General features: G+C 68.8%; 15 protein-coding genes and 3 pseudogenes. 3 read left to right on the plus strand and 15 right to left on the minus strand.

From position 1 onward, the window contains the following. The 4 genes and pseudogenes from LIV37_RS00005 to LIV37_RS00020 form a co-directional block, all read right to left on the minus strand. A pseudogene (locus LIV37_RS00005) lies at positions 1-203 on the minus strand (IS701 family transposase); the annotation flags it as partial. 250 nt (positions 204-453) lie between these two features. Further along, positions 454-1560 (minus strand): amidohydrolase family protein, encoded by a 1107-nt coding sequence (locus LIV37_RS00010; RefSeq protein ID WP_020865072.1) that lies wholly within the window; start codon positions 1558-1560, stop codon positions 454-456. A 59-nt stretch (positions 1561-1619) separates the two neighbouring features. Continuing rightward, positions 1620-2105, minus strand: a complete 486-nt coding sequence (locus LIV37_RS00015) for a hypothetical protein (RefSeq protein WP_148717893.1) — start codon at positions 2103-2105, stop codon at positions 1620-1622. 153 nt (positions 2106-2258) lie between these two features. After that, positions 2259-2516, minus strand: a complete 258-nt coding sequence (locus LIV37_RS00020) for an aromatic-ring hydroxylase C-terminal domain-containing protein (RefSeq protein WP_020865074.1) — start codon at positions 2514-2516, stop codon at positions 2259-2261. A 147-nt stretch (positions 2517-2663) separates the two neighbouring features. On the opposite strand from LIV37_RS00020, the pseudogene LIV37_RS00025 reads away from it, so the two are divergent. Beyond that, positions 2664-3489 (plus strand): annotated as a pseudogene (locus LIV37_RS00025) (HARBI1 family protein). A 905-nt stretch (positions 3490-4394) separates the two neighbouring features. Next, entirely contained in the window at positions 4395-7235 is a 2841-nt protein-coding gene (locus LIV37_RS00030; RefSeq protein ID WP_121826009.1) for a helix-turn-helix transcriptional regulator, read from the plus strand. Positions 7236-7562: 327 nt separating this feature from the next. On the opposite strand, the gene LIV37_RS00035 is transcribed toward LIV37_RS00030, so the two are convergent. Continuing rightward, positions 7563-10448 (minus strand): ATP-binding protein, encoded by a 2886-nt coding sequence (locus tag LIV37_RS00035; protein WP_020865077.1) that lies wholly within the window; start codon positions 10446-10448, stop codon positions 7563-7565. 1624 nt (positions 10449-12072) lie between these two features. Here LIV37_RS00035 and LIV37_RS00040 point away from each other — a divergent pair. After that, the gene (locus LIV37_RS00040; RefSeq protein ID WP_158634963.1) at positions 12073-14586 is read left to right on the plus strand and encodes an ATP-binding protein; all 2514 of its coding nucleotides are present in this window, start codon (positions 12073-12075) and stop codon (positions 14584-14586) included. Positions 14587-14634: 48 nt separating this feature from the next. On the opposite strand, the gene LIV37_RS00045 is transcribed toward LIV37_RS00040, so the two are convergent. The 10 genes and pseudogenes from LIV37_RS00045 to dpgB form a co-directional block, all read right to left on the minus strand. Next, positions 14635-15162: a Clp protease/crotonase-like domain-containing protein gene (locus LIV37_RS00045; RefSeq protein ID WP_020865081.1), complete on the minus strand. Its 528-nt coding sequence runs from the start codon at positions 15160-15162 to the stop codon at positions 14635-14637. A 186-nt stretch (positions 15163-15348) separates the two neighbouring features. Continuing rightward, positions 15349-15480, minus strand: coding sequence for a hypothetical protein (locus LIV37_RS51640; protein WP_020865082.1), 132 nt, complete (start codon positions 15478-15480; stop codon positions 15349-15351). A gap of 55 nt (positions 15481-15535) precedes the next feature. Further along, a complete protein-coding gene (gene dpgA, locus LIV37_RS00050) occupies positions 15536-16609 on the minus strand; it encodes a 3,5-dihydroxyphenylacetyl-CoA synthase DpgA (protein WP_020865083.1) in 1074 nt (357 codons plus the stop codon). 247 nt (positions 16610-16856) lie between these two features. Next, positions 16857-17501, minus strand: a complete 645-nt coding sequence (locus LIV37_RS00055; protein ID WP_121826007.1) for a TetR/AcrR family transcriptional regulator — start codon at positions 17499-17501, stop codon at positions 16857-16859. Positions 17502-17677: 176 nt separating this feature from the next. Continuing rightward, positions 17678-17885: pseudogene (locus LIV37_RS00060) on the minus strand (MbtH family protein). An 84-nt stretch (positions 17886-17969) separates the two neighbouring features. Continuing rightward, on the minus strand, positions 17970-18233 hold the full coding sequence (locus LIV37_RS00065; protein WP_148717892.1) for a hypothetical protein: 264 nt from the start codon (positions 18231-18233) through the stop codon (positions 17970-17972). Between the two features lie 61 nt (positions 18234-18294). Next, complete coding sequence (locus tag LIV37_RS00070; RefSeq protein ID WP_020865086.1) at positions 18295-19605, minus strand: aminotransferase-like domain-containing protein; 1311 nt, start codon at positions 19603-19605, stop codon at positions 18295-18297. A 965-nt stretch (positions 19606-20570) separates the two neighbouring features. Then, positions 20571-21122 carry a helix-turn-helix transcriptional regulator gene (locus LIV37_RS00075; protein WP_158634962.1) on the minus strand — a complete coding sequence of 184 codons (552 nt, stop codon included), beginning with the start codon at positions 21120-21122 and terminating at the stop codon, positions 20571-20573. Positions 21123-21347: 225 nt separating this feature from the next. Next, positions 21348-22718, minus strand: a complete 1371-nt coding sequence (dpgC, locus tag LIV37_RS00080; protein WP_020865090.1) for a (3,5-dihydroxyphenyl)acetyl-CoA 1,2-dioxygenase DpgC — start codon at positions 22716-22718, stop codon at positions 21348-21350. Next, positions 22715-23467 (minus strand): enoyl-CoA-hydratase DpgB, encoded by a 753-nt coding sequence (gene dpgB / locus LIV37_RS00085; RefSeq protein WP_243146439.1) that lies wholly within the window; start codon positions 23465-23467, stop codon positions 22715-22717. Before dpgB ends, dpgC begins: the two co-directional genes overlap by 4 nt. Positions 23468-23479 lie beyond the last annotated feature (12 nt).

Genomic DNA, 23479 nt, shown 5'->3' on the forward strand with positions numbered 1-23479 from the left:
GGACGCTTGGCATCCTTCCAGGTCAGGGCGTGGGCGGCTTCGATGGGGGTGTGCGGCTGGTCGGTCCGGGCCCAGGTGCCGCGGTGCGGCTTGAGCGCGACCACGTAGGCCAGGCCGGCCGCGCGCAGTGCGAGGTACCAGTCGTCACCGACGGAACAGGCGCAGTCGGCGACCACCGCGCGGCAGCCGAAGCCGGCCTGTTCCGAAGAGAGGTTCGCGCACTGCCCACGAGTCAAAGAGCTTCAGGTGACACAAACCGGATCACGAGACACTAGCTCGACACTTCGATCTCTCTAGAAGAGCATGCGATCCGCCGTTGCATGAAGACCGCGTGATGCGGCAGCCGCGCATCACATACTCTGGCTGCACTCTCGCCTTACAGCCAAAGCATTCTCCACTTCTGCCGACGCTGGCGCGTCACTTCACGGGCATCATTCTGCCCGTCGGGACGTGTCAGACTTTTATGCCGAACAGTTTTTCCGCATTTCGGAACGCAATTTTTTCCTTGGCTTCGCGTGGCAAATCGACTCCCCGGAACCAGTCGGTTTGAGTTTTCATATTTGCAAACGGGTAGTCGGTTGCAAACATCACTCGATCCACACTTATGTACTTCAGCAGGAGATCGAGCAGTTCAGTCTGAGGGAATGCGCTGGTTGTGAACCAGAAATTGTCATGGAAATACTGCTCGAACGGCTTGTCCAGGCTCTTCTTGGTCACTTCGCTCATCTTCTCCACGACGCGTTTGTAGAAGAACGGAAGGCCCTCTCCCATATGGCCGATGATAATCTGGAGCTTGGGATACCTGTCGAATACTCCTGAGGTGATCATTCGGAGGCACTGAGTAACGACTTCCTGGTGCCATCCATATGCAGAGATGCTGAGAACCTGGTCCTGGAACTCCTTCTGATATTCCGGCCGCATATTGCTGTAGTAGATTTCAAAAACCTCATCAGGCGGCAGGCCCGGATGGATATATATCGGCACATCAAGGGCTTCGGCGCGCGCCAGCAGGGGCTCAAAGTCGGGATGGTCGAGAAATTTCTTCCCGATGATTCCATTGGTCAAACATCCCAGGAAGCCATCTTCCCGAACTGTGCGTTCCAGTTCGTCTGCCGAGGCCTCCGGATTCTGTAGAGGCAAGGTTGCAAATGCCTTAAACCGCCCCGGATAGGTGGCCATCGGTCCATCGACGAGCAACTTGTTGAGGCGATACGCAAAATCGATGCCCTTCTGACCTTTGACATTCTGCACACCTGGCGTATGTGCGGAGAGGATTTGAACGTTGATCCCCGCCTCATCCATTGCACCGATGCGGCGCGGGCCGAGCTCGGCAAGACCAGTATCCTCGAGGAACAGCCTGTCGTTCAGCACCATCAACTCATGGGTGGAAAAGGTCTCTTCCGTGCCGATGAAGCGCAGGTCCTGATTCTCGTTCGCTGCCGTGCAGGAGGCAATGGCAGGCGTGGACAAGCCGGCACCAATGCCAAGTGCCGTGGCGCCGTTTAGAAAGGTGCGGCGTCCCATCGTGAGGTGCTCCAGAGGGTTTGCGATGGACTTCATGTCAGTCTCTCTTCAGGTGTTTGTGTGGTGCGATATCCGTGCGGCATCCGTCTGCAAGATCATTCAGATCGACCCTTCGTCGTTACCAGGCGCGCCCAGGGGTCCACCCACGCCGCGTCCCCCTCTTCGACCTCGGCGCCGGCCACGCCGGTCCCGCCGAAACACTGCCAGCCGAGACCAGGGGTCTTCGCGTCCTGCTCGCGCACCGCGGCAGCGCCGCCCGGCGGCACCGCGTACACGACGGCGTGGTGCGCGATGGCAACGTTCTCCGGTCCGAATTGGGTCCCGGTCAGGAACGCCGTCTTGGTCAGGCCCGGATCGATCATCTGGCACCGGTACTCGTCCGAGCCGCCGCCCTCCGGCGGCGCGGGCGTGTAGGCCTCGGCCATCCTCAGGTCGAGGAACCGCTCGCCGGGGCGCAGCGGCTGTGGTGGAGCTGACGACCCGCCCGCGTGCGCGCTGTGCGGGCCGGCCGCGGCGGGCCCCGCACTGTTGTCGGCGTGCGACCCGCAGGCGGCGACAGCGAACGCCGTCGCCGGCGCCATGGTGGCCGCCCCGAACCTCAACCGCCCGGGCGGCGCTTCCCCCTGACGGCGCTGCGTCGACTGCCATCACTAGCCTCCTACATACGGGTTGCATCGCTTATCTGGATGCCTACTTCCTACGGAGCGAACCTGAGACGATTGTTAATGCGGTGCTCAGGCCGGTTGGCCGGACCATGTGCCAAGCGCACGCACCAGCGTGGTGGTGGCGAGGTCCTGCCCGGTAGGCAAGGCCCAGGCGACACAACCGTCGGGCCGGATCAGCAAGGCGTCGACGTCCACCCGGTCCGTGCGGGCTGTGACGGTGTTGACCCGTCCGGTCCACGCGGCCGCGGCGTCGCGGACCTCCGCGCGGTCGACGAGGTCCAGCAGGAGCTCACGACCCTCACGCAGCAGGTCCGCCGACCGGGTCACCGCAGTGAAGTCTTCTCGGCAACATGTGATGGTTGCGGTGCGTGACCGTGTGTGCGAGGTGTCGGCTGGTGACCCGGCGTCAGATATGCGTGAAGCCCTTGGTAGGAACGAGTCTGCGAAGATCAAGTTCCGGCCGAGAGGCTTCACGTGCCGTCCAGTATCACCTACACCGCTGTGCTTGATGTCCGAGGGGACCGCCGAGCATCTCGCGATGCTACTGCGCGACCACCGCAGGCGGATCGGCACCCGCAGGAACACCCGCGCCCTGGGCGTCTTCAAGCAGGCCGTGCTGGTGTTGCGCTGGTTCGTCGACGGCACCCGGCTCGTCCAACTCGCCCGGGACAACGGCATCGCGGCCCCGACCGCCTACCGCTACCTGTACGAGGGCCTGACCGTGCTCGCCGACCACGCGCCCGACCTGTCCACCGCACTAGAACGCGCGGCGGCGGCCGGATACACCCACCTCAACCTGGACGGCACGGTGATCCGCACCGATCGCGTGGCCACCGCTGGCCCCAACGGTGCGGACCTGTGGTGGTCCGGGAAACACCGGCACCATGGCGGGAACGTACAGGTCATCGCGGCCCCGGACGGCTGGCCGCTATGGGTCTCCCCGGTCCGCCCGGGCCGCGAGCACGACACCACCTGCGCCCGCGCCCACGGCTTGGTCGACGCCCTCGACCGGCTCGCCGCCACCCTGGGCGTCCCCACCCTGACCGACCTCGGCTACGAGAACACCGGCGACGGGTTCCGCCACCCGGTCAAGAAACCCAAGAGCGGCGAACTCACCGAGCCCGACGAGGCGTTCAACGCCGTGATCCGAGGCGTGCATGGCATGGCGGAGCGTGCGAACGCCCTACTGAAGGTCACCTTCAAGGCCCTTCGCAGAGTCAGCCTCGACCCAGCCGCCATCTCCCGCATCGCCCGGGCCGCCCTCCTCCTGCTCCACCTCGAACACGGCCGCACCACCTGAACGAAGATCACGAACCGTCACGAGACGTTACCGAGAAGGGTTCATTGATCACGACTCGATACGCGTCTTAGACTACGGCCGCGGGGGCGACAGAGCCGGGCCGTTCCGACCTGGCACATGCGAAAGACGAGAAACTCGTGAACCAACAGAACCCCATCCAAGTCGCCGTCCCCGCTACCGGTAGGGACACTGGGGCCGCGGTCGCGTACCAGTTCAGCCACCGGCAGGACCTCCGTGGCGCTCATGGGGCACACCGAAGCGACCCTGCGGCCCACCGTCCAAGACCGCCCCGCTGGTGTGGTGGAGACGCGTCCCCCGGTGCGTGGACTCGGGCCTGACCGCCATCACGGCGGTCACGAGCGGTGCGGCCGAACGGTCTGGGTGGCTGCACGTACGGGTTCAGCGGCACGGGCATGCCGTTCCTGGCGCCGTCGACCAGATGGGCTTGGGCGACTACCGGACCATGGCCGCGACAAGAGTTCACCGGCGTCGATGACGCGACGCCGTGGAGCGCAGACCTCGGCTGCTTCCGGCCGCAGCGCCCTGGACCGACGCCACCGCCCACATGCTCGACCGAGCAATGGAGTGCGACTCGCCGCTGTCGGGCAGGTCGGGACGTTGGAAAGAGCACCGGTCGGCATCATATCGCCCCGGCCCAGAGGGTTTCGCGGGGCCGAACGTACATGGTTCGTAATTGGTTTCAGATCAGCGGGATCACCTGATCTGCCTTGAACGACTCATGAGGTGAGGGTCGCGGAGGCCGCGGCTCACCGCGTGAAGCGGAGGCCATCCCGTTCTCGCTGTGCGAGGCAGGTTCCCGCCGTGATGAAACGGCGCCGGCCACGGCGCCTCCTCGAAGAAGCCAACCGAAGCCTCCGGCCCACGCGTTACCGCATGAGGAGGGCATGGTGTCACTGGAACGCAGGACTGAACTGGCGACGGCAGCAGCCGCCCTGCGACAGGCCGTGAACGGAAACGGATCACTCCTTGTCGTCCGAGGCCCGCTGGGCATGGGCAAATCGTCGTTCCTGGAAGCTCTTGCCCGGCTGGCGCAGGAGGAGCGGACCGGGCTCCTCAGAGCCCAGGCGTCCGCCACGGAAGAAGACTTGGCACTCGGTGTGGTGCGCCAATTGGCGGACTCCGGCCGCTGTGGCGTCCCGGCGGGGCCCACGGGATCGCGGGCCACCACGGCCATGGTGGCCAAGCCTGGTGGGAAAACAACGCCCGCCGGGCAGGCGCCCCGGACCACACCTGAGCACACGCGGAAGGACCTGAAATCTCTCCTGGACACGCTGTCGGCGGACAGAGCCCTGCTCGTGCTCGTGGACGATCTACACATGGCCGACACCGAGTCGTTGCGGGCACTGGCTCAGGAAGTGGCTCGGCGGCACAGCCGACGGCTGCTGTTCGTCTTCTCGATACTCTCGGGCGACGCGCGCGCCGAACGGCCCGCCATGAAAAGCCTGCTCGGGACCGCGGACCGGACGACCGTCCTGTCCGCCCTCGGCCCAATTGGCACACAGGCCCTGATCGCGGACGCGTTCGAGACGACGGCAGAAGAGGAGTTCGTCAGCGCCCTGCATGAGCGATCCGGTGGCAATCCTCTGTTGACGCAGTCTCTGATGGACGAGGCGCGGTTCCGTGGGCTGAGCCCGACCGCCGCGAACGCCGGCGCCGTCCTCGCGCTGCGCCCCGACCACCTGTACCAGCGCCTGGCCGGCTTCCTCCGGTCCCAGCCCGATCACGTGCGACGCACGGCCAACGCGTTGGCCGTGCTCGGCGGGACCGTGGACCTACCGGTCACGGCCCAGCTTGCCGGGCTGGACGCACACCGGTACGCCGAGGCGCTCCATGTGCTGGGGCTCCTGGGTTTCCTCGACGAGCGCTCTGGCGCACGAGCGGGCGGAACGCTTCTTTGGGACGCAGTGGTGGACAGCATTCCCACCGAAGAGCTCACCGCAATGCGGAGCATGGCCGCAGAGCTGCTGCACCGAGCGGGGCATCCGGCTGAAGTCGCCGCGGAGCAGCTGCTGTCCGTCCCTACCCTGCACACCCCAGAAGCCGTCCACATCCTCCGCAAGGCCGCGGACAGCGCACTGCTCCGGGGCGCGCCCCGCGACGCGGCACGCTACCTGCGGCAGGCCTTGCTGGACAGCTCGTCCGTCGGCTCCGTCCGCACGGGTCTGCTGACCGACCTGGCGTCGGCGGAGCGCAGCTTCGCCACCATGTCCGCACTGCGCCATGTCGCCGAGGCCCTACCACTGCTCGACACCGCCCGGGATCGCGCGGCCGTTGTGACACGGCTGGGCCCGCTGCTGATAGAACCGGCAGAATTCACCATCGACTCGTTGATGCGCGACGTGGCCGATGCCCTGGACGCACCGGGCGCGGGCGATCCTCTGACGAGCGAGCTGGCCCTGCGTCTGGAGGCCCACACATACGCTCTGGCCTCCCCTGACCCCTCCTATATCCGCGACGCCATGCGCAGGTTCAAGGAATTCGGCCCGCGCCCGCCACTGCGTACAGCCGGTCAACGGGCGCTGGTCGCCTCGGTGGCGCATATCGCGTTCGTCACCAACAGCACATCCGCCGATCGATTGGCGGCTTTGTGCACCCAGCTGCTGGAGCGGGAGCGGCCGGGCCCGGAACACGTGCACACCACGCTGCCGCTGGCCGTGAACGTCCTCGCCGCCACAGGGCGTACGGAAGGGATGGCCGACTGGCTGCGCTTGGCAAGTCGACGGGCGCACCGCCAGGGCGGGGAGGTGGAGAGAGCGGTCATACGGGCCGAACAGGCCATGATCGCGCTGGCTGTCGGGAACGTGGCCGACGCCAAGCAGGAGATGCTGCGGGCCGATGTCCTCGCCGGTCCGGAGGCGAGCGGTCTGCCCGCGCTCTGCACCGCCATTCTCGCCATCGTCGCGCTGCACAGCGAAGAGCCCGAATTGGCGGAGGAGTTCCTCACCCGTCATCGGCTCAGCCGCGCGAACCAGTATCTGGCCGCTCTCCTGCACATGGCGCGCGGTCTTCTCTCGGCCCGGCGCCACGAGGCACGCGGTGCTCTCAGCCACTTCCGCACGGCCGGCCAGCGGATGGAGCGGATCGGATGGCTCAACCCCGTCCTGCTGCCGTGGTCCTCGTGCGCCGCCCTGATGCATCACCGCCTTGGCGAGCATGACCAGGCGCTGACTGCCGCTCGGCTGGAGGTGGAACGGGCACGTAAGTGGGGCGCCCCGGCGGCGGAGGGCCACGCACTCGTCGCACTGGGCCGGGTCATCCCCGGTCGCCGGGGGGCCGAAGTGCTGGAGGAGGCTGTCTCCGTACTGGAGAGGGGCGCCAACAGCCATGAGCTGTGCCGGGCGCTGTACGCGTTGGGAAGCCACGCGAAAACGAGCCGGATACGGTCAACGGACATTCTAAAACGGGCATACGACCTGGGTATGGAATGTGGAGCCGACTGGATGGTGCAGAAAATCAGCGCTAAGCTGCAAAGAGAATACACAAACACCAGAACAGAAAAATCTCGGCTGACCCGGTCAGAACTCAGGGTGGCGCGACTGGCGACCGAAGGCAGCAGCAATACGGAGATCTCGGAGCAACTGGGTATATCATCCCGGATGACCGAGAAGCACCTTACGAATTGCTACCGCAAGCTGGGCATTCCGGGACGTCGCAGTTTACCGGAAGCCCTCGACAAGTGGTTCGGCCAGCAGGCGGGCGCATCCGAAGCCCAAACAGGCGGGTAGCATTGTGAACCGCGCCGGACTACAACCCGAACCACCGAGCCCACAGTCTTTCGGCGCAGTGCGAAGGAGTCTGGACGCCTGTACGACCCAGGTCGACCTCGAGGTGCGTACAGTCGCGGCGGAGCTGGTCACCTGGGATGCGTGACCAATGAGGATGCTGCGCGGGCACGACAATCAGAGCGCCACGGCGGTGGGCGCGTGATCATCCGCTACTTTGCGGCTGGTGTCCTGGCCAGAGCCTCGGGGCCGTACGGGCCGGGGACCGGGAGGTCGGGGTGTCACGGCACACGGACCGACCGTCGTCCAGCTCTACGGCCACCTCACCGGTCACTGCGGGTGAGGCAGCTCGGCGACTCCCGCGCCCGTGCCCGGCTCCAGCCCGCGGCGCAGCTCCCGGCGTCCGGACGACAGACTGAGCTTGCGGTACACCGAGGTCAGGTGCGCCTCCACTGTCCGGCGCGTGACGAAGAGGGCGTCCGCGATCCGCGTATTCGACCAGCCGTCGGCCGCCAGCCGCGCGACCTGGGCCTCACTTCGGGTGAGCGCGCCCGACCTGCCCGAGATGGCGCGCCGGGGCCGGGCCCCGGTCGCCAGCAGCGCCTGGTGGGCGGCGGCGTGGAGCGCGCGGGCGCCGAGTGCGTGGGTCTCCCGCCAGCCCTTGCCCAGAACCGTCCGGGCCGCCTGAGTGTGCCCGGCGCGTTGCAGCGCCCGGCCCCGGAGCACCCGCACCCCGGCCAGCAGCAGCGCCGCACGGGTTGGCGCCAGCACCGATTCCGCCTCGTCGAGCAGGGCCAGCCGGTCCCGCTCGTCGGCGGCCTCGGCCAGCAGTTCGAGTCCAGTCCCCAGCGCGCAGGGGAGCCCCGCCGGGCGTGCCAGGCCCACGGCCCATTCGCCCAGCTCGACCGCCGCCGTGCGGTCGCCCACCGCCAAGTGGGCCTGTCCGGCCCAGTACCACCAGAAGGAGACGGCCGGATTCGTACGGTGCCACGCCCGCTGCCGGTGTCCGCACTCCGTCAAGTCCCGCAGGGCGGCCCGTGGTTCGCCCTGGGCCAGGTGCAGGCGCCCACGGGCGCACAGCAGTTCGTTCCAGTGCCACTCGTCGTCGGCCCGGGGGTCGGGCATTTCGGCGGCCAGGGCCATGGCGGCCGCGAGATCGCCCTGGTCGAGGAATGTGTGCAGCCGCACCGCCAGGGGCAGCGCCTCATACCGGGTGGCCCGCGCGATCCGGGTCTTCCGCAGCGCCTCGGCCGTGGTCCGCAGCGCCTCGTCGAGAGCCCCGAGCCGCTCGTCGGCCGCCGCGCCGAGCCCCAGCAGCGTGGGGTAGGCCTGGCTCCGCACGGCGTCGGTGCCGTGCATCAGCTGCCGGTACGCACGGTCCGCCTCGTGCGGGCGGTCTCCGTACAGAAGCACCGAGGCGGCCGCGGCCAGGGTGGCGGTCGAGTCGGTGGTCGGCCCGCCCAGCCTGATCACCGTGCCCGCCGCGGTGAGTGCCTGCGGCACATCATCCATGCGGCACACCGAGATGAACGCGCGCCACGCGAGAAGGGCGCGTGCCTCCGGGGTGTCGCCCGGCAGGTCCATGTGGAACGACTCCGTGTCGAGGAGTTCGGTGTACGCGTCGAGGTTGTCGGTGGCCGCCATCAGCATGTCCGCCTCCAGGAGCCTCGCGCTCGCGGTCCCGGCGGCAGTACCGGCCACGGCGGAGCGGTGCCGGGCAAGGAGCGTGACGGCGCGGTCCACCTGGCCCGTACGCGCCAATCCGCCGATGAGCGTGCTGAGCGAGGCGAACCGCAGGCCGGGGCGGGAGACGCGGTCCAGGACCGCCGTCAGGTGCCGGATACCGGCCGCCGTGTCCACCGTGCTTTCGGCGATGCCCAGTTCCGCCACCAGGTCCGGGTCACAGGCGTCCGCCGCGTCGTCCGGCACGCAGCGGCGCAGCAGTTCCACCGCGCGTGCCACCGCGCCCTCGAGTGTCGCCTTGCGCGCCGCCTCGCGCAGTACGGCCCGCGCCCACGGCTGATCCGCCGTCACCCGGGACCGCAGCAGATGCTCTGCGGTGTCCGAGGCGGGTGCCCCACCGTCGTGCAGCAACCGGGCCGCCCGACCGTGCAGCCCGGCACGTTGCTCGGCCGGCATGTCGGCCAGGACCGCGTTCCGTACGGCTGGGTGCGCGAGGGACCGGCCGTCCGTACGGGAGGACGCCTGCGCCAGCCCGAGGGAGTCCAGGACGGACAGGGCACGGACGAAGGTGGTGGCGTCGACCTGGGCCAGTTGCGCGCAGGTATCGCGGTCCGCCGCGTCGCCGAGTACGGCCACGGCCTCGGCGGCCCGCACGGCCGGTGGTGGCTGACGGCGCAGCAGCCGTACGACGCACTCCCGGAAGGCAGGTAGGTCGTGATCGCCCGCCGCGTCGAGTCCCGCGCCGGTCAGCGGCACGCCGCGCTCCCGCAGCGCGGTGACCAGCCCGGTCACCAGAAGGGGGTTTCCACCGGTGGCCGCCAGGCAGTCCACCTGGAACCGCGTCTCGGTCTCGGCGCCGGTGAGTCGCCGGGCGACCCGGCCGATGCCCGGGGCGGTGAGCGGCCGTGGCCGGACGACGCGGCACAGCGGCTGGGTCATCATCGCCTCGTCCAGCGGGGTCCACGCGCTGCCGTCGCGCCGGCTCAGCGCCAGCAGGACCGGCAGCCCGGCCAGCCTGCGCGCGGTGTACGCAAGGCAACGCAGCGACACCGGGTCGGCCTCGTGGACGTCGTCGATCGCGATCAGGAGGGGCCCTCGCGCCGCGGTGGCGCGCACAGCCTCATGCCATCCGGTCAGAACCCCGTGGGGGATCCCGGCCGGGGCGCGGGCAGCGTCGCCGGGCACCGGCTGCCGCGGCGGCGCGGCGGGGTCCGGGGGTGCGTCGGCGGCCATGGACCCCCACAGGGCCCTCACGGTGCCCAGCGGCAGGGTGCACCGGTCCGCGTCGGCCCGCGTGTGCAGAACCCGCAGCCCGAGCCGGCGCGCGTCCGCGGCGAGGGTGTGGAGCAGCGCCGACCTGCCGATGCCGGCCGGCCCCTGTACGACGACGAGGCCAGGGTGGCCCGCCGCGGTCCGCCGGGCAAGGTCGGCGAGCGTGTCGAGTTCGCGGTCTCGGTCCGCCCATCGCGCGGGCTGCTCCCCGCCCCGGTCCCACGTCCAGTGCGCGCCGTGCCCGACCGGAGTGACGATCACTACCGCGTCCCTCTCCCTCTCCCCCGGTCGGGAGCAATCATGTCCCTTCTTCCACTGAGGGTTTTCCTAGAACGTGGCGTCCCTCCCCGTTCGCCGCCGTTCCGACAGTCACGTGAAAGGTTGAAGGTCACCTGGCCTCCTGAGGGTCCGCTCTCACGAGGGAGGCGGCAGCATGTCGATGTCGCCGAGGCGGTTCCGCTGTTGCCACGGCACGGGAGCGCGCCGCCACCGCGGTGCGGCTCGGCTCGGTGCTGAAGGAACCGGGGGTCCGGCATCTCGCGGCCCGGACCGCTGAGCGACGGATGGAATGGATCGGACGGCTCAACCCCATCCTGCTGCCGTGGTCCTCCCGGTGGAGGCTCGCTGATCGCGCTGGGCCGGGTCACGCCCGGACGCCGGGGGCCGAACTGCCCACGGAGGCCGTCCGCGTACTGGAGAGAGGCGCCCAGGGTCACGATCTGCGCCGGGCGCTGTACGCACTGGGGACCCACCCGGAAACGGACCGGATACGGGCGACGCACACCATGAAACGGGCACGTGACACAAGAGTCGAACGCGGCGCCGATTGACTACGGCAGACCACACGAAGCTGTAGCGGGAACATTCAGCGAGTGCGGCCGGACCTCCGTTGACCAGGGCCGAGCCGAGAGGCACGTCACCAATTGCTACCGGAAACCCGGCACCTGCGGCCTGGCGTCGGGTTTCGCACGGAGATTCGGTCAGCAAGCGGGCTTCTGGAAGAGCCAAACGGACAGATGCTTAACGGGTGCACAGTATCCATTTGGCCGCACCACCGAACCCTGGAACCACAATGTTTCGGGACCGTGCAAAGGATTGCTTGACCGGCCAAGAGGATATTCCTATCGTCAACTACGTTACTTGCGATCGACTGCCGTTAAACCCCCACATATGAGCGTAGAAAGACGGTGTGAGGTGGCGACCACTCGTCCAGCAGGCACCGCACGCGATAGAGGTCGGACGACAGCCCCTCCTCCCTCCTCACACGGGCTCGGAGACGCGTCCCCGCCGCATCGGTGGACCACCCCGGCACGTACACGGCACACATCGACCCCGAGATGCGCACCCTCGGCACGGAAGCAGGGGTCTCCCACCAGTCCGACCGGACCTCGGCCGAGACCTGCGGACGGAACCTGCTGAACCGCCGCACCCAGGTCCCTTCCGGGGCCGGCCCGGCATTTCACCACGGACCGGGGCCGACTGGGATCCGACCGCCCCACGGGACCGGCTGACGGGGAAAGACCGACGCACTCGTCCTCGCCAGTGGCCGCGGGTGTGTGCCACCGGAGTTCATCAAATGATTCTCAGGACTGGGATCACATTCTCAGTGACTCTCCTGGTTCAGGGGTGCAACTCACCACCGCTCTCCCGGCAGAAACGGAGCAAGAATTCGGTGTGCCCCCCACCACGTCAATCGCATGCCGATCGAACGCCGACCTCGTGACATGCCGTCGGTTAGCCGGGAAACGTGCCACGCCAAATACCCCGCACACTCCCACACATCTCCGCCATCGAGGCCTCGGCCGTCCGCCGTCAGGCGGACACACATCCTCGTATCCCGGGACGGCCCTCACCCATGCCCGACCTCACCCACAAGGTAGGTGCTATGTCCGCTTCCCCGACGGCTACCTGCGACATGTGCGGCCGGCCGGTGCGCCCGCACCGGCAGTCCAGTACCTCGCCGCCGCGGGCCCGCTACTGCTCCAACGCCTGCCGACAGCGCTCCTACCGCATGCGGCAGAAGTCCGGCGGCATGGACACCGCGCTGACCGAAACACCGTTGACACAGATGAGCAGCTTCATCGGACGCACGGACGAACTCATCGACCTGGCCCGTACATTGCGCGAGGCGCGACTGCTGACACTGACCGGCCCAGCGGGCATCGGCAAGACGCGGCTGGCCCTGGAACTGGCCGGCCAGGAGGCTCGCGGCCGACGCCACGAAGTGGCGGTGGTGAGGCTGAGTCAGCTCACCGAGCAGGAGGAGATACGGCAGCGGATCCTCACCACGCTCGACGCGATGCCCGACGGCGCGGATGGGGCGGAGAAGGACCGGCTGCTCCTCCTCGACGACTGCGAACACGTCCTGGACACCTGCGGCACGCTGCTGACCGGTCTACTGCCGCGCCACCCCCGACTGCGGGTCCTGGTCACCAGCCGCGAACCCCTGCGGCTCCCGGGCGAATCGGTCTTCCCGGTGATCGAACTGGCGTTGCCGGACCTGGACTCCGGCACCGAGCTCACCGCATGCCTCCGTTCCGACGCGGTCACCCTGTTCATGGACCGGGCCCGCGCCGTCGCTCCCGACTTCCAGCTCACCGAGGCCAACGCGGCGGACGTGGGCGAGATCTGCGTACGGCTGGACGGGGTACCACTGCCCATCGAGATGGCCGCCCGGCTGATGCGCGTGTTCCCGCCCGCCGAGGTCCGGGCCCGGATGGACGACAGTCTCGCGCTGCTGACGAACGGATGGCGGCTCGCCGACGGCAGGCACCGGAGCCTGCGCGCCTCCCTGGAATGGGGGTACGACCTGCTGAGCGCGGCGGAACGCGCACTGCTGCGCAGGCTGTCGGTGCTCCCGGGTGGTTTCGGGCCGGATGCCGCCGCCGCGCTCGCTGCCGACATCCCCGAGGCAGTGTCGGCGATGCCCGAGATCCTCATCGGTCTGGAGGCGAAGTCCGTCATCACACCGCTCCCCGGCGCGGACGGTCCGGCCCGCTTCCGGCTCCTGGAGTCCATGCGACACTACGGGCATGAGATGCTCGTCGCCCAGGGCGAGGACACAGCGGCATACGAGCGGCTGACCGCCTGGCTGACGACGGCGTCCCTGCCGCTGCGCGAGGATGCCGTCGCGCCGGCCGGGACACTCGGCATGCTGGAAAAGGAACACGCCAACCTCATACACGCCCTGCGCAGACTCGGCTCGGGAGACGATGAACGCCAATTGCTGCTGGCCGCGGCGCTGACAGCGGCGGAGGTCGTCGGCGGGCGGCAATCCGGTGCCGCCGGACACATAGCGCACGCCCTGGACCGCACCGCGCCGACCTCCGTCTACCGCGGCGTCGCCCTGGAGGCGGCGGCCGCGCTGGCGCGCCGGGAGGGCGAAGACGCCGCCGCCGCCCGGCGGGCCGACGAGGCGGTGGCGCTGGAGCGCGAGCGCGGCCGCAGCACGGCCCGGCTGGGCCGCCTGCTCCTACTGCGCGGCATGATCCGGCAACAGGCGGACGAGCGAGAGGCGTCCCGCGCCGACCTGGCGGAGGCGCTGAAAATCGGCCTGCGGCTGGGACACAACATGCTGACCGCGCTCTGTCTGGGCGAAATCGCCCGGCAGCAGCTGGAGAACGGCGAACTCGGCAGCGCTGAGCAGACGATCCACCGCGTCCTGCCCGCGCTGCGCCGCCACGCGGTACCCTTCCGACTGCGCTCGGTGCTGGTCACGGCCGGTGCGCTGGCGCTGGAGAAGGACGATCTGACATCGGCGGAGGCATACTTCGCCGAGGCTCTGCGGGCACGCCCGGCCCATCGGAGCGATACTGCCGCGGCGATCGAGGGGCTGGCCCTGGTCGCTACCCGGGCCCGCCGGTTCGACCGGGGGCTGCGGCTGCTGGGTGCGGCGGAGCGAATCCGCGACGACGCCGGGCGGGGCACCGAGTGGTGGCGCCGGCGCGTGCACGAGGCGCGAGAGACGGCGCTCCGGGCCATCCCGCCCGCCCGCGCGGAAGCCTGGCTCGATTCGGCCCAGGGTCTGCCGGAACAGCAGGCGATCTCGCTCGCGCTCGGCGACGACGGACCCGAAGCACCCCACAAGCGCCCCGCCCATCCGTTGAGCAGGCGGGAACGGGACGTGGCCGAGCTGGTCATGGAGGGGCTCACCAACCGTCAGATCGCGGCTCGGATGCATGTGTCGGTACGGACCGTCGAAACCCACATCCGGCACATCCGTACCACGCTGGGGCTACGGTCCCGGGCGCACATCGCGGCGTGGGTGGCGCAGCGGCAGCCCAAGCCTCCGGCCCGCCTCACCCCACCCACGGGGCGGCGAACTCCTCAGGTACGCAGCGTGGTCCACGGTGGCCACGTCGTGGGCGGGCCCAACCCCCTCCAGCTCAAAGACACCTGACGCCCGGGCCGACGCCAGGGCCACGCCGCCCTCACTCGGCCGTGGCCGTTACCGGCAGCGCGCGGCGTGCCGGTAACGGCCACCGGACTTCCGCGGTCGCTGTACGTGAGACAGCCGGGTTCCAGGTCGCCGCTCCGCCCCCTTGCGGTTGACATCTCGGACAAGTCGCCGCAGTTCAGCGTGCACCCGCCTAACGCCGTAGGCGCCCCTCGATGCCAGGTGAATCAGGGTGATCTCGGTGCGGCCGGTCCCCCCGGGGGTACGCAGACGCCGCAGTTCCCGGTCACAGGCGGCGAGGTGGGCGCCGAGGGCGTCGTCGTACTCGGCGTAAGCCGCTTCCTGGAGGAGGAGCCGCCGGATGCGGGTCTCCAGGTCGGAGAGCCGGCCGCGCGACACGGCCGCGGTGTGGACCCCCTCCACGAGGTCATCGCCTACCTGGTCGACAAGGCCCATGTCGGTGGCCTCGGCCAGCGGTATGTCGGTGCCCCACAAGACGATGCGGCGGGCGCGGGCGAGGCCGAGGTGCTGCGCCAGCCGGTAGACGGACATGCCGGACCAGAAGTGGCCGTCGTGCACCGGGAGCGTGAGATTCAGGTCGGGGGCCGATCCGGGAACCCTCGGCGAGGAGCTGGTCGAGAACCAACCCGTCGCACGTTCCCTGGGCGGCGGTGACGCTGACGGCATCGAGACGCTCCAGCCGGCGGACCGCGCGTTCCCATCGGTTGACCTCCTGGATGGAGGGTCACCGGGCCACTCGCGGCGTCAGAGCGGTGCCGGGAGGACCCGCAGAACGGCCACCGTCCTGCTGCTGAGGTTCTCCACCTCCTCGCACAGCATGTCCACCGCCGCGGTCAGCTCCGGCAGCGAGCGGTCGCTGTCCAGCCGGACCAGCACGCCCAAGCGGTCGGGCAGCCGGGCCCGGGCCTCATCTCAGCAGCGGTTCCTTCCGTCACCAGCCCACCAGAGCCGTTTCGATGGTCGATCCCGGTCCCATGGTCATCAGCACTCCGATGTCGCCGGGGAGAGCCGCCTTCTCGTCACGCAGCCGCTCGTAGGAGAACAGGAACGAGCCGCTGGAGAGGTTGCCGTGGTCCCGCAGGACTCCGAGGGTGTGCCGCACGTCGTGCCGGGACAGTCCGAGGTTCACCCGGACCGAGTCGATGACCTTCTTGCCGCCGGAGTGCACCACCCAGTGGGTGACGTCGCTCGTGCGTACCCCGGTACCGGTCAGAAGGCGTTCTACGGCGGTTTCGGCGTTGGCCCCGACAACATAGGGAACTTCGGGGTCGAGGTAGAAACTGAACTTGCCGTGCGCGTCGTCCCAGTCGTAGCGCATGGCGTCGACGGCTTCGGGGATGATGTGGCTGGCGAACCGCAGCAGCGTCGGCGCAGGCGACCGCTCCCCGGAAGTCCGCCCCGGGACGCGGACGGCAACGGCCGCCGCCCCGTCGCCGAACAGGCTGTTGACCACGGACGAGCGCAGGGTCCCGTCGAAGACATACGCGGCGGAGCACACCTCGACGCACACCATCACCGCCAGTTCGCCGGGATGGCCGGCGGCCCAACCGGACACGGCGTTCAGGGCGTTGAGGCCGGCGTTGCAGCCCATGCCGACCACATCCAGGCGTTGGCAGGACCGCTCGACGCCCAGGTCCTTGATGAGCAGCGCGGAGAAGCCCGGCGTGAGAAGTCCGGTGGAGGTGACACAGCACAGGTAGCGGACGTCGGCGAGGGATGCGCCGACGTCCTTCAGACAGCGCTCGACGGCCTCGCGCCCCATGCGCAGCCCGCTCGCCGTGTGTTTGCGCAGCAGGTCGCCCTGTGTCTCGGTAATGGGCTTCCCGTCGGGGCCGAGGGGCGGCAGGCTGAGGTTGCGCCGCTCGATCGCTCCGTTGAGGAAGATCGAGCGGATTCGGGGGTCGGTGACGCCGAAGGTATCGAGGATTTCCCGCTGCGTGTAGGAGTCCGGCGGCACCGCGGCACCTACGCCGACGATGCCGGGCGCCTCTCGGATTGCTCGCATGATTCCCTCCCGTACCGCCGTACTACGGGCAGTCGCTGCCGACCGGATTACGCCAACAAATCAGAACACTTCTGCGTCCTCTCCGGTTCGGTATCAATACTGGAGCAGGCCGATTTCAAACGGCACCAGTGGTAGCCGCAGTTACGCGTTCCGGGTCGGCTGCAAACCGAAATACGCCGCCTCCGGCGATACGGTGAACGCCTTCTCCGTGTGCTCCGTTGGGGCACATCGGCGATCGCCGTTGTTACTACTGGCCCTCGGCCGGGCTGTTGACCGATGTGGTACAGCGGTCGAAAAGGTCCACCAACTGTCGTGCGCACCGCTCCAGGTCGACCTCGCCGTCGCCGAGATGGTGATGACGGACGACGCTGTCGATGGCGCCGCGGATGGCGAGGGCCATCAGACGGGAGTCGAAAGTGTGGAACTCGCCCGCTCTGCACCCCTGCTCCAGCAGGTTGACCAGACACTCGATGGACAGGGCGCTGCGGGCGATGTCGTCCAGGCCGGCTATCTGCCGCGTCTGGGCCATGGCGACGATCTCTGCCAGTGCCTGGGCGTACAGCGGTCGGCGGATGACGATGGTCACCTGAGAGGCAATATAGGCACCGAGCTTCCCCCGGTATGTCATCTCAGCGTCGACGCTGGCCTCTATGGCCGTTCCGGCCTCCGTCAGGATGGTCTGGCCGACCTCCCGAAAGAGTTCGGGCTTCCCCGAGAAATAGTAGGAGATCATTCCGGTACTGCTGAGCCTGGCCCGTCGACATATCGCACTGAATGAGGCCTTTGAATAACCAATATCGGCCAGTGTCTCGATGGTTGCCTGAACTATTTGCGCTCTGCGTGCGTCCTGAGTGAATGTTCGAGCGCTCGGCTGGGCGGCCCTGGTCATCATGATGCGAAAGTAGCAGCTCCGGCTTGAGGATATCTGGCTCCTGCCCCTGACGGGCGATGTCCGGCCTCGCCGTGGCCCGCGGCACGGGCCGGAGCTCCTGCTGGAAGCAGCCGGGGCGACGCGCCCCTCGCCCGCGCCACGTCACGCCGCCTTCAGCGGCGGCCACCAATCGACGTTCAGCCGCCCATCGCCTCGACCAGGCTCTTGGGCCGCATATCCGTCCAGTTCTCCTCGATATGGGGCCAGGCACGCTTCACGGGCGTCCTTGTCATGGTCGACCGTCCACCCCTCGGGTACATCCGCGAAGGTCGGCCACAGCGAGTACTGTCCCTCGTGGTTGACCAGCACCAGAAATTCGGCGTCGGGATCGTCGAAGGGATTCACGCCGGTCTCCGCCTCTCATACCGTCCCAACAGTGGACGACGCGCCTGGACGCCTCCATGTTTGTGTGTCACGGCGGGATCGGCATCAGCGCGAGCCACCGTTACGGACCGGTCGCGGCCGAACCGTCCGGCCGTACCCGTAAAGCAGACCGCTCTCCGGCACCCCCAGTTCCAGGCCCACGTTCAGGATGACCAGCTCGGTGAGTCCACGAGCGTTGAGCAGAACGCCGAGCACGACTGGCTCACTCCCGGAGACCCCTGAAAGGCGCGCGGACATGGCGGCTCCCACGAATTTCCCCGTACAAGCCACCAGGGGCCGGTGGGCGTCGACGTCTTCGACGTCAGCCACGAGGCGACTGTGCCACCTACCCAGCGGCACCTTGAGCGGTGGAGCCCCCACGGCTCCGGCGTCAGTCACTATTGCCGCTGTCCGACCGGCATTCGATTTCCTCCGACAGGAAGGCGGTCAGGCGCCGCACCCCCTCCTCGATCCGTTCGGGATCGAGGTAGCTGCACGACAGTCGAAGTTGGTGATCGCCTGCTCGACCCAGGTAGAACTGCCGCATCGGAGTCCACAGCACACCATATTTGGCCGCGGACACCTCCAGCAGAGCGGCGTCCACAGGGACGGGCAGATGGACGCGGACGAAGAACCCACCGCAGGGGCGGTTCCAGCGGATTCCGGGATGCGACCCGTCTCCCAGATGGTGGTCCAATGCGTCGACCAAGCAGGTCAGGTTGCGTTGGTAGAGCTCGGACTTGCGACGGCTCAACTCGATCACGGAGCCTCCGTGCTCCAGCAACATCCCGCCGATCACGGCCTGGCACAGCGGGGATGTGTTCACGGTGACCATGCTCTTCACGGCGGCCAACTCGTCCGCGAGCAGTGTGCCGCCACCAGAGGAGCCGATCGGCTGATCAGCGATCACATAGCCGACTCTGGCTCCCGGGAAGGCAACCTTGGCAAAGGTACCGATATGAACCACACTCCGAGCGGTGTCAAGCGCTTTGAGTGGGGGCAGTTCGGCTCCGGCTGCCGCCGTGAACCCGTAAGCGTTGTCCTCTATGACGAGGAAGCCCTCGCGCTCCGCGAGGTCGAGAAGTCGCCGACGGCGGCCAAGCGACATACGTGCCGCACCAGGATTGGAGAAGTCGGGTGCGACGTACAGCGCACGAACCGGCCGACCGTCTTCCCGAGAGGAACGACACGTCTGCTCCAAACCGTCGAGATCGATCCCAACGTCCATCTCGTCGACCGGAATCACATCGATGTCCAGGAGCCGGGCCGCCCCGACGATACCCACGAAGCACGGATTGGCCACCGCGAGCACGCCCTCGCCCGAGCGGAACAGCGCACGCAGCACGAGCAGCATCGCTTCCTGGGCACCGACGGTCATGACGAGCGTGTTCGCGGGGGCGTCGATTCCGTGGTCCCGGCGCAGGGCATCTGCGACGATGCCATTGATGATGCCCCGGCTCGGCCCGTACTCAAGAAGCAGTCGGCGTGCCTGCTCCGGGCTCCGCCCCGTTTGGACGAGGTAATCGATAAATCTACCCACATACCATTCGGTGTCGATATTCTCGAGCGTGTCCGGATGCGGCGCGCCGGGTGCGAAGGATATCGCTTCCGGATAGCGGCTCATCACCTCGTTCAGAAATCCGATCGAACCGAGGACCGGATCCCGCAACGAGCCATGCAACGAGGAGGAATGCAGTCTCATCCGCCTGACGTCCTCCTACACACGAGACCGTGAACGCCGCCAGCGCGTTCCCAGCTGGCCAAAGCATCGTCACTCTACGCTCTCGTCGTCCTGCCGTGAAGATCCACCACCTGAACTGCGGCACCATGCATCTGCCCGATGCCCGCTTGGCCTGCCACCCACTGCTGGTCGAGACCGCCAGCAGCCTGGTCCTCGTGGACTTCGGCTACGGCCTCGACGACGTCACGGCCCCCCGGCGCCGCGTGGGACCGGCCCGCTTCTTCGTACGGCCCGCTTTCGACGCCGAAAAGCGTGCATCGCAGTCGACACCGGCGTCCGGTGGATCCCGCGCGCGGGCGACTCCTTCCACCGCCCCGGCACGCTCGGCGGTACCTCCCCCATACCCGCAGCCCTGCGGGCCTTGTCGGCAGCCGTGGCCCACGACGGACGCAAGGTCCGCGAAACCACGCCAACCTCGCCGGACTCCACCGCCACGCGGTGATCGACAACGCCCACAACCCCACGCTGTGGGAGCGGAAGCGCGACGGCAGGTGAGAGGTCGTTCTCTCCCGTTGTCTCATCCCGGAATCTGCGGCTACTGACCTTCAATGCTGGACGTCGTGGGGCCTGACGGTCCATGATCCCTGCGGTCTGCCGTCTGTCTGAGGTATGCACAGGGCGGCGGGCCTTCCGCGAGCAACTGCGAATGGCGGCGGCGGAACGGTTCGCGCACAGGGAGGAGAACGCGGTCATCGCCCGTGACTTACGGGTGAGCGTTCGCTCAGTGCAGCGGTGCGCTTGCGGCGGTGGTCGCGATCCTCTATGCGGAGAACCTCATGCCGAAGAAGCTCGGCAGCCGACAGCAGTTGGCCGCTATCCCGGCCCAGGACGGCTGATACGGCAGCCGGCCGACCCGAACATACGGCTGAGTACGGTCACGGCCCGCGCCAGGGGCGCGGCCCCGCGGGAACCCCTCGATCACTCGGTCACAGGCCCAGGATCGTCGCCACCAGTGCGCTGCGGCTGCGGACGCCGGTTTTCGCGAAGACGCTCTTCAGGTGGTCCTGCACGGTCGCCACGGTGATGTGCAGTTCCGTGGCGATGGCCCGCGACGGCAGTCCGGCGACGACCCGCGCCAGCATGTCCCGCTCGCGTGGTGTGAGCCCGTACGCGAGCAGCAGCACCTCGGCCACATCGGTGGCCGGCGCCGGGTTCATCGTCACGGCCACGGACGCCGGGTCCGGGCCACCGTTCAGCGGGGAGGCGTGCAGCGAGAGCCACCGGCCCGACCGGCCACGGATCCGCCCGTACGCCGGCAGCGCCGCGCCGCTCCCTCGCGCGACGACCTCCAGGACCGCGATCGGCAGCTTCGCCCCCGACGAGGCCAGCTCGTCCCGCCAGAGTTTCGCGGCCGGGTTCTCCGAGAGCAGCCGCAAGTCCTGGTCGAGCAGCAGCACACCCGCCTCAGCCGGGCCCGGGGCCGCGTCGCCGGGTGCCCGGGCGGACGGGTCTGGGTGGAGCGTGAGGCGGAACGCCAACCGGCCATGGCCCTGGCTGAGCTGGAGGCCGCTGCTCCGGCGGAGGAGGGCGCACGGGCGCTCAGCTCGCTGGCCCGGATCATCACGCATCGCGACCGCTGAGAGGTGTGCGAATACCCCTGCCGGCGGACTATGCGCCACCCTCGGAGCCGAAGCCGATGCCGCCGGGGACCCGGCCCCGGAGCGATCCCTGCGGTCGGCCGGCGTGCGGGGCGGGCGCGGTGCTCACCGCACGCTCCCGCGTGCCGCGCGCCGCCGTTCGCGTTCCTGCCAACGCCGTTCGACCTTGGCCAGAACATCCGGGGCGTAGGTGCGTTCGGCCTGCACGACGGCGAACTCGGCGAGGTAGGCGCGGTACAGGTCGAGAGGTTCCTCGGCGACGGTGAGCATGTGGCGGTTGGCTGAGACGGCCGGCGCGCGGAGCGCTTCGACAGCCCTGTCGACGGCGCCGTCCATGTCCTCGGCAGGCACCACGGCGTCGCACACATAGCGGGCCTCCGGTTCAGTCGCGGCGATCCGGCGTCCGCCGAGCACCACCTGACGGGCCAGCCGGGCTCCGGTGAGCCGGGTGAGCCGGAGGTTGCCGAGGCCGGGCACGATGCCCTCCTCGGCGGCGGGCAGGCTGATGTAGGCGTTCTCCTCGGCGATGACGTGGTCGAGGACCAGCAGGAGCTGCATGCCGCCACCGATGGCGAAGGTGTCGACGGCGCCGATCCACGGCTTGCCAACGCTCCGTTCGCACCAGTCACCGGGCGACGGGGCAGTGCGCAGACCGCGAAGCATCTTGTTGACGTAGCCGAGCTCGCGGCCGAGGAGGAACTCGATGAAGGAGATCCGCCCGTCGCGCAGGTCGGTCAGGTTGACTCCGGCGCTGAAGACACGGCGTCCCCGGTACTTGGGATGATCGACGGTACCTCCGCGCAGCACACCGACCTTGACCGCTTCGTCGAGCAGGACGAGGTCGACGGCGGTCTCAAGATCGGTGATCAGCCGGTCGTCCTCCGCATTCAACCGGCCGGCGTTGCGGAACTCGATGTGACCGGCGACACCCCGACGTTCGAGGTACACGGTGTCCAACTCGATCCGGCCCTCGGTACGGAAGCCATCGAGGAGCGTGAGGGCGCGTGGGGTGGGCGTGAGCATCGTCTCGACGAGGTGCCGGCCGGCGGTGGGCGAGCGCAGCACCGCGCCGCAGAAAATGCCCTGATCGATCTCCCGGCCCTCCTTCTCCGCCTGGACGAAGCGGCGCTCGGCCGCCATCTGGGCACGGGTCGGCACCAGGCCTGGGAACCGGTCGGCGGCCTCGTACACGAGGTCCGCCAGGCGTACGGTACGGGCCAGCCCGTCGGTGAGCATCCCGTAGACGGTCTCGGTGTGCCGGGCGAGGAAGACCCGGCGGGCCCGGCGGGCGCGCGCGTGGACCGCGACGGCGCGGTCCCGGTCGTGGGGGGCGCGGTCAGGAGCGGGCGGCAGCGCCGCGAGCTGCCGCTCGGTGCCGGCGATGTACTCGGCCAGGCGGCGGGCGTCTGTCTCGATGCCGCAGATTGGCTCGGGTACGGGATCGAGGGAGACGCCGCTGGGCACACCGGCGCTCATCCGGCCGCCTCGACGTGGCCCGCCGCCGTCCCGGCCGGGGTGCCGGGTCCACCGTTCCGCAGGCGGCGCAGCTCGCGGTCGCAGGCGGCGAGGTGCGCGCCGAGGGCGTCCTGGTACTCGGCGGACGTGGCCTCCTCCAGCAACCGGCGGCGGATCCGGGCCTCACGGTCGGAGAGCCGTCCGCGCAACGCGGCTGCGTTTCGGACCGCTTCGGTCACATCGTTGCTGACCTCGTCGACGATGCCGAGTTCGATGGCATCGGGGAGAGGGATGTCGGAGCCCCACAGCACAATGCGACGGGCACGGGCCGGACCGATGTGCTGGACGAGCCGGTAGAGGACCATACCGGGCCAGAAGTGCTCATCGTTGACCGGAAGTACCAGCTTCAGGTCGGGGGTGCCGATCCGGAAGGCGGCGGCCAGCAGCAAGTCGAGGACGGGGCCGCCACACGTGCCCTGGGCCACGGCGATGGTGAGGTTGTCGAGCCGTTCCAGCCGACGGACGGCCCGTTCCCAGCGGTTGACCTCATGGATGGAGACATCGCCGGGCCATTCGCGGGCGCCGGGCGGTGACGGCGCGAACCGGAGGACGACGACCGTCGGTTCGCGCGGTTCCTCGGCCTCCTCACACACGGCGTTCACCGCTGCGGTCAGCTCGGGCAGCGGGCTGCCACCGTCCAGCCGGGCCAGGATGCCCATGCCGTCGGGCAGCAGGGTCCGGTCAGGATCGGTCTCCTTGTCAGCAATCACGCACGGTGACCG

The organism is Streptomyces rapamycinicus NRRL 5491 (assembly GCF_024298965.1).
In the GTDB taxonomy this organism is placed as follows: domain Bacteria; phylum Actinomycetota; class Actinomycetes; order Streptomycetales; family Streptomycetaceae; genus Streptomyces; species Streptomyces rapamycinicus.

Coding starts and splice junctions, on each gene's coding strand:
- LIV37_RS00010 (WP_020865072.1), bottom strand. CDS start 1,560: ATGAAGTCCATCGCAAACCCTCTGGAGCACCTCACGATGGGACGCCGC.
- LIV37_RS00015 (WP_148717893.1), bottom strand. CDS start 2,105: ATGGCGCCGGCGACGGCGTTCGCTGTCGCCGCCTGCGGGTCGCACGCC.
- LIV37_RS00030 (WP_121826009.1), top strand. CDS start 4,395: ATGGTGTCACTGGAACGCAGGACTGAACTGGCGACGGCAGCAGCCGCC.
- LIV37_RS00040 (WP_158634963.1), top strand. CDS start 12,073: ATGTCCGCTTCCCCGACGGCTACCTGCGACATGTGCGGCCGGCCGGTG.
- dpgA (WP_020865083.1), bottom strand. CDS start 16,609: ATGCGAGCAATCCGAGAGGCGCCCGGCATCGTCGGCGTAGGTGCCGCG.
- LIV37_RS00055 (WP_121826007.1), bottom strand. CDS start 17,501: ATGATGACCAGGGCCGCCCAGCCGAGCGCTCGAACATTCACTCAGGAC.
- LIV37_RS00070 (WP_020865086.1), bottom strand. CDS start 19,605: ATGAGACTGCATTCCTCCTCGTTGCATGGCTCGTTGCGGGATCCGGTC.
- dpgC (WP_020865090.1), bottom strand. CDS start 22,718: ATGAGCGCCGGTGTGCCCAGCGGCGTCTCCCTCGATCCCGTACCCGAG.